This window comes from Niallia sp. HCP3S3_B10, assembly GCF_052064465.1.
In the GTDB taxonomy this organism is placed as follows: domain Bacteria; phylum Bacillota; class Bacilli; order Bacillales; family Cytobacillaceae; genus Niallia; species Niallia hominis.
Map to the genome: position 1 here is coordinate 24,946 of NZ_JBQHVO010000059.1, position 8,005 is coordinate 32,950.

Annotated in this window: 8 protein-coding genes and 1 riboswitch; all 8 genes read right to left on the reverse strand. The window is 35.4% G+C overall.

The window, feature by feature from the left end; all coding sequences use genetic code 11:
• Positions 1-14 precede the first annotated feature (14 nt).
• Positions 15-443, reverse strand: a complete 429-nt coding sequence (gene sufU, locus ACTNDN_RS19830) for a Fe-S cluster assembly sulfur transfer protein SufU (protein ID WP_031536329.1) — start codon at positions 441-443, stop codon at positions 15-17.
• Positions 433-1,662, reverse strand: coding sequence for a cysteine desulfurase (locus ACTNDN_RS19835; RefSeq protein ID WP_031536330.1), 1,230 nt, complete (start codon positions 1,660-1,662; stop codon positions 433-435). The genes sufU and ACTNDN_RS19835 overlap by 11 nt, the downstream gene beginning before the upstream one ends.
• Positions 1,662-2,969 carry a Fe-S cluster assembly protein SufD gene (sufD, locus tag ACTNDN_RS19840; RefSeq protein WP_251628074.1) on the reverse strand — a complete coding sequence of 436 codons (1,308 nt, stop codon included), beginning with the start codon at positions 2,967-2,969 and terminating at the stop codon, positions 1,662-1,664. Before sufD ends, ACTNDN_RS19835 begins: the two co-directional genes overlap by 1 nt.
• A gap of 19 nt (positions 2,970-2,988) precedes the next feature.
• Positions 2,989-3,783 (reverse strand): Fe-S cluster assembly ATPase SufC, encoded by a 795-nt coding sequence (gene sufC / locus ACTNDN_RS19845; protein ID WP_031536333.1) that lies wholly within the window; start codon positions 3,781-3,783, stop codon positions 2,989-2,991.
• Between the two features lie 546 nt (positions 3,784-4,329).
• Entirely contained in the window at positions 4,330-5,175 is an 846-nt protein-coding gene (locus ACTNDN_RS19850; protein ID WP_251628076.1) for a MetQ/NlpA family ABC transporter substrate-binding protein, read from the reverse strand.
• An 11-nt stretch (positions 5,176-5,186) separates the two neighbouring features.
• On the reverse strand, positions 5,187-5,855 hold the full coding sequence (locus ACTNDN_RS19855) for a methionine ABC transporter permease (protein WP_031536335.1): 669 nt from the start codon (positions 5,853-5,855) through the stop codon (positions 5,187-5,189).
• Positions 5,852-6,874 (reverse strand): methionine ABC transporter ATP-binding protein, encoded by a 1,023-nt coding sequence (locus tag ACTNDN_RS19860; protein WP_031536336.1) that lies wholly within the window; start codon positions 6,872-6,874, stop codon positions 5,852-5,854. The genes ACTNDN_RS19855 and ACTNDN_RS19860 overlap by 4 nt, the downstream gene beginning before the upstream one ends.
• 148 nt (positions 6,875-7,022) lie before the next feature.
• Positions 7,023-7,128, reverse strand: a riboswitch (SAM riboswitch).
• A gap of 282 nt (positions 7,129-7,410) precedes the next feature.
• Positions 7,411-7,758 carry a hypothetical protein gene (locus ACTNDN_RS19865; protein ID WP_031536337.1) on the reverse strand — a complete coding sequence of 116 codons (348 nt, stop codon included), beginning with the start codon at positions 7,756-7,758 and terminating at the stop codon, positions 7,411-7,413.
• Between the last annotated feature and the right edge of the window lie 247 nt (positions 7,759-8,005).

The window sequence follows — 8,005 nt, forward strand, 5'->3', positions numbered from 1 at the left end:
GTAATCCTACGAATTTAACCTTCGTTTATCCCTTTTTCCATTGCCTTCCAAGCTAGTGTTGCACATTTGATTCTTGCAGGGAATTTACTAACACCTTGAAGTGCTTCAATGTCCCCCAAGTCCATATCATCCGCGTAGTCTTTTCCTTGAATCATCTCAGAGAATGACTCAGACATTTTCAACGCCTGCTCGACTGTCTTTCCTTTAATTGCTTGTGTCATCATGGATGCAGAAGACATGCTAATAGAGCATCCTTCTCCATCAAATTTCGTATCGACGACAACCCCATCTTCCAATTTCATTGTTAGAAGAATGCGGTCCCCACAAGTTGGATTATTCATATTAACGGTCAAGCTACCTTCAAGAACTCCTTTGTTCCGAGGATTTTTATAATGATCCATAATAACACTTCTATAAAGAGAATCTAAATTATTAAAAGACATCGCTAAAATACTCCTTTGTTTTGCCAATCCCTTCCACAAGCTTATCAATATCTTCTTCCGAATTATATAGATAAAAACTTGCACGAGCGGTTGCAGAAACATTTAGCCATTTCATTAATGGTTGTGCACAGTGATGTCCTGCACGTACAGCAATTCCTTCAGCATCCAACACTGTTGCAACATCATGAGGGTGAACATCTTCAATATTAAAAGTGATAACGCCAGCCCGATTGTTTGCACTTTGCGGACCATAAATTGTTAAACCGTTAATAGAAGACATTTTCTCTATTGCATAGGCTGCTAATTTATGCTCATGTTCCGTTATATTCTCTAAGCCGATTTCTTCGAGGAAATCAATTGCAGCCCCTAATCCAATAGCACCTGCAATAATCGGCGTCCCTGCTTCAAACTTCCAAGGAAGTTCTTTCCAAGTAGATTCATATAAACCGACAAAATCAATCATTTCCCCACCAAATTCAATTGGCTCCATGTTTTCTAAAAGATGTTTCTTTCCATAAAGTACCCCAATTCCCGTTGGACCACACATTTTATGAGCAGAGAACCCAAGAAAATCACAATCCAAATCTTGCACATCAATTTTTACATGGGGAGCGCCTTGGGCTGCGTCTACTACAAGTACAGCTCCATTTTTATGCGCAATCGCAGCTATTTCTTTTATTGGATTAATAACTCCTAGAACATTAGAAACATAAGCAATAGAAACTAACTTTGTTGCCGGAGTAACTGTTTCTTCCACATCAGCAATCGCTACCGTTCCATCTGCTTGAAGAGGCAAATATTTTAGTGTTGCTCCCGTTTTTTTTGCAACTTGCTGCCATGGAATGATATTACTATGATGCTCCATCGGGGTGATGACTATTTCATCCCCCTCTTTTATATTTTCCATCGCATAGCTTTGTGCAACTGTATTAAGAGCTGTTGTAGTTCCGCGAGTGAAGATAATTTCTTCTATCGAAGAAGCAGAGATAAACTTCCTTACCTTTTCCCTTGCTCCTTCGTAAGCATCCGTTGCTTTTGTCCCTAAGGTATGAACGCCACGGTGAACATTAGAATTATACTCTCGATAGTATTTTTCTAATGTTTCAATTACCTGGACAGGTTTTTGAGAAGTGGCCGCACTATCAAGATAAACCAAAGGATTTCCGTTGACTTCTTGGTTTAAAATCGGAAAGTAAGAACGAATATGTTTACTATCCATTATCTTACTTTCCTTTCAATTACCTCTACTAATTGCTTTTTAACACCTTCAATTGGCAATTGTTCTACAACTGGAGCAAGGAAACCATGAATAACTAATCTTTCTGCTTCATGTTGTGGAATACCACGGCTCATTAAGTAATACAATTGTAAAGGATCAACTCTACCAACAGATGCAGCATGACCTGCAGTTACATCATCTTCGTCAATTAATAGAATTGGGTTCGCATCGCCTCTAGCTTTTTCACTTAACATCAGAACACGAGACTCTTGCTCTGCATTTGCTTTCGTAGCACCATGCTCGATTTTTCCAATACCATTGAAGATAGAAGAAGCTTTATCTTTCATTACACCATGCTTTAAGATATAGCCTTCTGAGCTCTTACCATAATGAACTACTTTTGTTGTAAAGTTTTGCTTTTGATCTCCGCGACCAACTACTACTGATTTTGTGTCACCATATGAGCCATCGCCCATTAGGAATGTGGTATTATCAGAAATTGTATTACCATCATTCATGAAGCCTAATGCCCATTCAATTTTAGCATCACGACCTGCAACACCTCGGCGATTTACATACGTAGTAACACCATGCGCTAAATTATCAACTGCCCCATATTGAACTTTTGCATTTGCGTTAGCAATTACTTCTGTAACAATATTGAACACTGCTTCTTCAGGATCAACGGTAGAAACATAGTTTTCTACATAAACAACAGAACTATTATCTTCTGCTACAACAATAACATGGTTAAAAAGGTTTGCTTCTTTGTCATCATGTAAGAAAATAGATTGAATTGGTTCTTCCACTACTACATTTTTAGGAACATACAAGAATACTCCACCATTTAAAAGAGCCGCATGTAAAGCCGTTAATTTATGCTCATCAACTTTAACAGCATCTTTCATAAAGTATTTTTGCAATAAGTCACTATACTCTCTAGCTGCTGTGAAAATATCAGTAAAAATTACGCCACTTTCTTTTAATTCATTCGAAACAGCTAAGAAAGTTGGACGGTTATTTCTTTGAATATAAAGTGTTTTATTCTTTTCTAAATCGATAAGTGCTTTTACTTGTTCTGGCAAGTCATTTACATCAGAAAAATCTTCACTGCTTACAATGTGTTTTTCAAATTGTGTAAAGTTCCAGTTTTTAATATTTGTTTTATCCGGTCTTGGCATTGGAAGAGAATCTGCTTGTTCTAATGCATTAACACGCAGCTCCGTTAGCCAAGAAGGTTCGTTCATATCTTTCGAAAAAGAGGAAAGATATTCTTGGTCAAATGGTAATTTAATATCCGTTGTCATTGGTCAATCCTCCTAACAATTACGCTTCTTGTTCAACAGTTTCGTCTTCAATACCTAGCTCTTTTTTAATCCAATCATATCCTTCTGCTTCTAGGCGTTGTGCAAGCTCAGGACCGCCAGATTTAACAACACGACCTTGCATCATTACGTGAACGTAATCAGGAGTGATATAATTTAATAAACGTTGGTAGTGAGTAATGATTAAGCAACCAAAATCTTCTTTACGTTCTTCACGCATTTTGTTGATTCCTTTTGAAACAACTTTTAGTGCATCAATGTCTAAGCCAGAATCAATTTCATCTAAAATTGCAATTTTAGGGTTTAACATCATTAATTGAAGAATTTCATTACGTTTCTTCTCTCCACCAGAGAAACCTTCATTTAAATAACGCTGTGCCATATCTGGATCCATTTCTAGATAGTCCATGTTTTCATCCATTTTGCGGATAAACTTCATTAATGAAATCTCATTTCCTTCGCCTAAGCGGCTGTTTAAAGCAGAACGTAAGAAGTCAGCATTTGTTACACCACTTATTTCGCTCGGATATTGCATCGCTAAAAATAGACCTGCACGCGCGCGCTCATCTACTTCCATTTCCAATACATCTTCGTCATCAAGGCTTACTTCACCGCTAGTTACTTCATATTTCGGGTGACCCATGATTGCAGAAGATAAAGTAGATTTACCAGTTCCGTTTGGTCCCATGATTGCGTGAATTTCTCCACCTTTGATTTCTAAGTTAAGACCTTTAATAATTTCTTTTTCTTCGATTGAAACATGTAAATCATTAATGACTAATTTAGGTTGACTCATATTATAATACCTCCATAGTAAAAGAAGTTTTGTTCACAAGATTGTCGAAACTTCATTATCAATTTATTATCATTCTAATCTTATAACAAATAAAAACTGATAGCAACCTATTGCTTCCAGTTCTATAAGGAAAATTATCATAAAAACAAAATAAATACACTTCATCCACTTATCAATATCTATTTATTTGTTATTTGGAAACGATTTCTTTCCTTATTATATTACATAACATTACTTTCGTATAAATGATAAATACTTTAAACTATACTATTTATTACTAGCTGTCAAATTCTGCACTAATATAGTGCATCGTTTTAGTATTTATACACGTATTGAATTTAGCCCTAGTACTTATTGGAAATGGAATCCTCCCTTTAAAATGAGAAAATCTTCATTGAAAAACAACTTTATTTTGAAACATCATAAAAAAATGTCCCTATAAAGACCGATACACAAGCTATATCCATTATTGATAGAAGCGACTTCATTCTCAATTGGATATTTGCTTTATGTTTTGGTCTTTTATAGGAACATCTTCTTTAAATCTTATTCACTAACTGGTACAACTGCACCTTTATATTCTGTATTGATGAAATCTTGAATTTCTTTTGAATGAAGTACTTCTACCAATGTCTTAATAGCTTCTTTGCTTTCATCTCCTTTACGAACGGTAATGATATTCGCATATGGAGATTCACTTCCTTCAATTTCAATTGAATCTTCCACTGGGTTTAAACCTGCATCTAATGCATAGTTTGCATTGATAACAACTGCATCCCCTTCATTATTATTGAAGATTTGAGGAAGTAATGATGGCTCATAATCTGCTTTTAATTGAATATTTTTTGGATTTTCTACAATATCTTCGATTGTTGCATTCACTTTATCAATTCCATCTTTTAGTTTAATTAATCCACCTTTTTCTAAAAGAGAAAGCACGCGGCCATGTTCAGCAACTGAATTACTTAGAATGATTGTCGCTCCATCTGGAAGCTCATCTAAGCTTTTATATTTTTTTGAGAAAACTGCCATTGGCTCAATGTGAATAGCACCTGCATTTACAAAGTCATATCCATTATCTTTAATTTGTTGATCCAAATAAGGGATATGTTGAAAATAGTTAGCATCTAATTCTTTTGATTCTAATGCTTTGTTTGGCAATACATAATCTTGGAAAGTAACAATTTCCAAATCAATTCCTTTTTCTTTAAGAATCGGCTTAGCTTCCTCTAAAATTTCAGCGTGCGGTACATTAGAAGCACCTACCACTAATTTAGTTGTTTCTTTTTCTTCGTTAGAAGCACCACTCTCATTTTTATCTTCAGACGATCCACATGCAGAAAGTACAAGTATAAATGTCAAAGCAATTAATAATGTCCATAATTTTTTCATTTTTATTCTCCTTATCTTTTATCTAATTTTTTTGTTATATAATCTCCAATAAATTGGATGATAAATACAATAATTAATACAATAATGGTTGACACGAGTGTTACATCACCATTACCTCTTTGGAACCCTTGTAAGTAAGCTAAATTCCCAAGTCCCCCTGCACCAATAATCCCTGCCATTGCAGTAGATCCAACTAGCGCAATCGTAGTTACCGTAATTCCTGAAACAAGTGCTGGCATAGATTCTGGCAAAAGAACTTTAAAGATAATCGTAGTTGGTTTTGCTCCCATTGACTTTGCAGCTTCGATGACTCCTTTATCTACTTCACGAAGGCCGATTTCTACAAGTCTTGCATAAAACGGAGCAGCTCCAATTATCAAAGATGGTAAAGCTGCTTTCGGTCCAATCATCGTACCGATTAAGAAAGTTGTTAATGGTATTAATAAAACCAATAAAATAATGAAAGGGATGGAACGAAAAATATTAACAATTGCACTAATCACTTTGTTAACAAAAGCATTATTCCACATATTCCCTTTACCAGTTAAGAATAAAGTAATCCCTAGAATAATTCCGAGTATAAAGGTAAAAATAATCGAGAATCCAGTCATAAAAAGGGTTTCTACTGTGGCTTTCCACATTATTTCCCAATCTACATTTGGCAGTAAACTTTCGGTCATCCTTCGATCACCTCCACACTAATTTCTTGAGAATGAAGGTATTGAATAGCTTTCTCTATTTCTTCTTTCTCTCCATCCATATGAATATACAAAGTTCCATACGATCCATTTTGCGTCGGAGAAATTTTCCCTTGAATGATATTCACCGAAACAGAAAAAGATCGAATTAGATTTGTGATAACAGGCTGTTCTGCACTTTCACCAACAAATCCTAGCATTACCAAGCTTCCAGTTTTGTATTGCGCTATTAAATGATCAATTGTGTCCTTCGCTTCTTCTGGCTCAATGACTTGTTGAACAAAACGTTTGGTGATTTCTTTCTGGGGCTTTTTAAAAACATCAATAACAGGTCCCGTTTCTACTACACTCCCCTCTTCCATTACAGCAACTCGGTGGCATATCTTCCGAATAACATGCATTTCGTGTGTAATAAGAACAATTGTAAGACCAAGACGCTTATTAATATCCACTAACAAATCTAAGATGGCATCCGTCGTTTGCGGATCCAATGCTGAGGTGGCTTCATCACAAAGAAGAACTTTTGGATCACTCGCAAGTGCTCTTGCGATGCCAACACGCTGTTTTTGACCACCACTCAATTGTGAAGGATATGCATCTTCTCTTCCTTCCAATCCTACTAGCTTGATTAACTCAAGCACTTTCTTTTCTCTTGCTGATTTTTTTACGCCTGCTATTTCTAAAGGAAAAGCGATGTTTTCTTTTACCGTTCTTGACCACAGCAGATTGAAATGTTGAAATATCATACTGATTTCTTGTCTCGCCTTACGAAGCTTGCTTCCTTTAATTTTAGAAACCTCATGTCCTGCAACCGAAACACTTCCTTCAGTAGGAATCTCCAATCCGTTCAGCATTCTGATTAATGTACTTTTTCCTGCACCACTATATCCGATTATTCCAAATATCTCTCCTGAATGAATGGTTAAGTCTACGTGATCGACTGCAGTGACCTTCCCGCTTCTAGAGGTATATATTTTTTTAACTGCGTTAACATTAATCATATTGTTCACCTACTTCTATCTAAAATTCCACTTTATCGATAACTATTTTAAAATAGTTTTTAACAAAGTACATCATATCATTCCACATAATAAAAAAACCTTTCTGCAAGATGAGCAGAAAGGTTTCTATTATTAATAATATCCCTTTCTCTCATCTATCAAAGCTAAACGCTTTGTGTGAATTGGCACCGTTTCAGTATACTGACGGTTGCCGGGTTTCATAGGGCACATCCCTCCACCTCTCTTGATAAGAGTTTCATTATCGATATGAAATTTATAATTCGCTAATATGATAGATGTAATTTACCACTTACTGATATTCGTGTCAACACATTTTTTAATATAATATTTTTTCTGAATTTTCCATTAAATACTGTTAGATTTTCTAACATAATTAATTCGATAAAAAAAGGGGGATATAAGAGAGAAAACGAGAAAGAAAGAATCAAAAAATAACCTGAAATCTCAGTCCCTTTCTGGAAGAAAAGGGGGATTTCAGGAAAAAGGAAAGAACTATTCTTTTAGGATCCCCCTACTTAACCGATTCGTTTTTCAGGCGGTGAATTGCATAAGAAAAGCAGAGATTCTAATAAAAGGATTTTTCTTAAAGATCCATCTAATTGAATCAATCCGTTCTTTTTTGCTTCTCTCAGAAGAATCTCTCCACTTGCAATGGAGTGAATACTTTCTCTTTCCCCCATTAACCATACATCTGGATTCTCCTCTTTCATCCTTCTCCATGAAAAATGATTGTTCCTTACCTCCATTAAATAGGCAACCTTTTGACATGATATTGCTAATGAAAAAGAAGTGTTTCGTAATAATGGTTTTAAAGACTCTTTACGGTTCAACTTATCTACAAAACTTGTCATCCACTCCTGCAAAAGCATCTCCTACTTTCTGCCGAACAATCTTATATTATTACTTATTCTTGCAATAATAGAAAAAACCTGCTTTATAAGAACAATCTTTTTTTAATCCTAGAATTAAAATCCGTATTGGTAAGCTTTGCTTTGGGATAGATAGAGTCTTTTTAGAATGTATGAGTAAAATGTTTGTGGGAGAATAAATATCCTTTTTGTCTAGTTGGGGGACGCGTCCTCCAACTAGACAAAAAGGCCACCAAGCGAG

Excerpts from the sequence above, each read along its gene's own strand:
- sufU (WP_031536329.1), bottom strand. The coding sequence starts at position 443 with ATGTCTTTTAATAATTTAGATTCTCTTTATAGAAGTGTTATTATGGAT.
- ACTNDN_RS19835 (WP_031536330.1), bottom strand. The coding sequence starts at position 1,662 with ATGGATAGTAAACATATTCGTTCTTACTTTCCGATTTTAAACCAAGAA.
- sufD (WP_251628074.1), bottom strand. The coding sequence starts at position 2,969 with ATGACAACGGATATTAAATTACCATTTGACCAAGAATATCTTTCCTCT.
- sufC (WP_031536333.1), bottom strand. The coding sequence starts at position 3,783 with ATGAGTCAACCTAAATTAGTCATTAATGATTTACATGTTTCAATCGAA.
- ACTNDN_RS19850 (WP_251628076.1), bottom strand. The coding sequence starts at position 5,175 with ATGAAAAAATTATGGACATTATTAATTGCTTTGACATTTATACTTGTA.
- ACTNDN_RS19855 (WP_031536335.1), bottom strand. The coding sequence starts at position 5,855 with ATGACCGAAAGTTTACTGCCAAATGTAGATTGGGAAATAATGTGGAAA.
- ACTNDN_RS19860 (WP_031536336.1), bottom strand. The coding sequence starts at position 6,874 with ATGATTAATGTTAACGCAGTTAAAAAAATATATACCTCTAGAAGCGGG.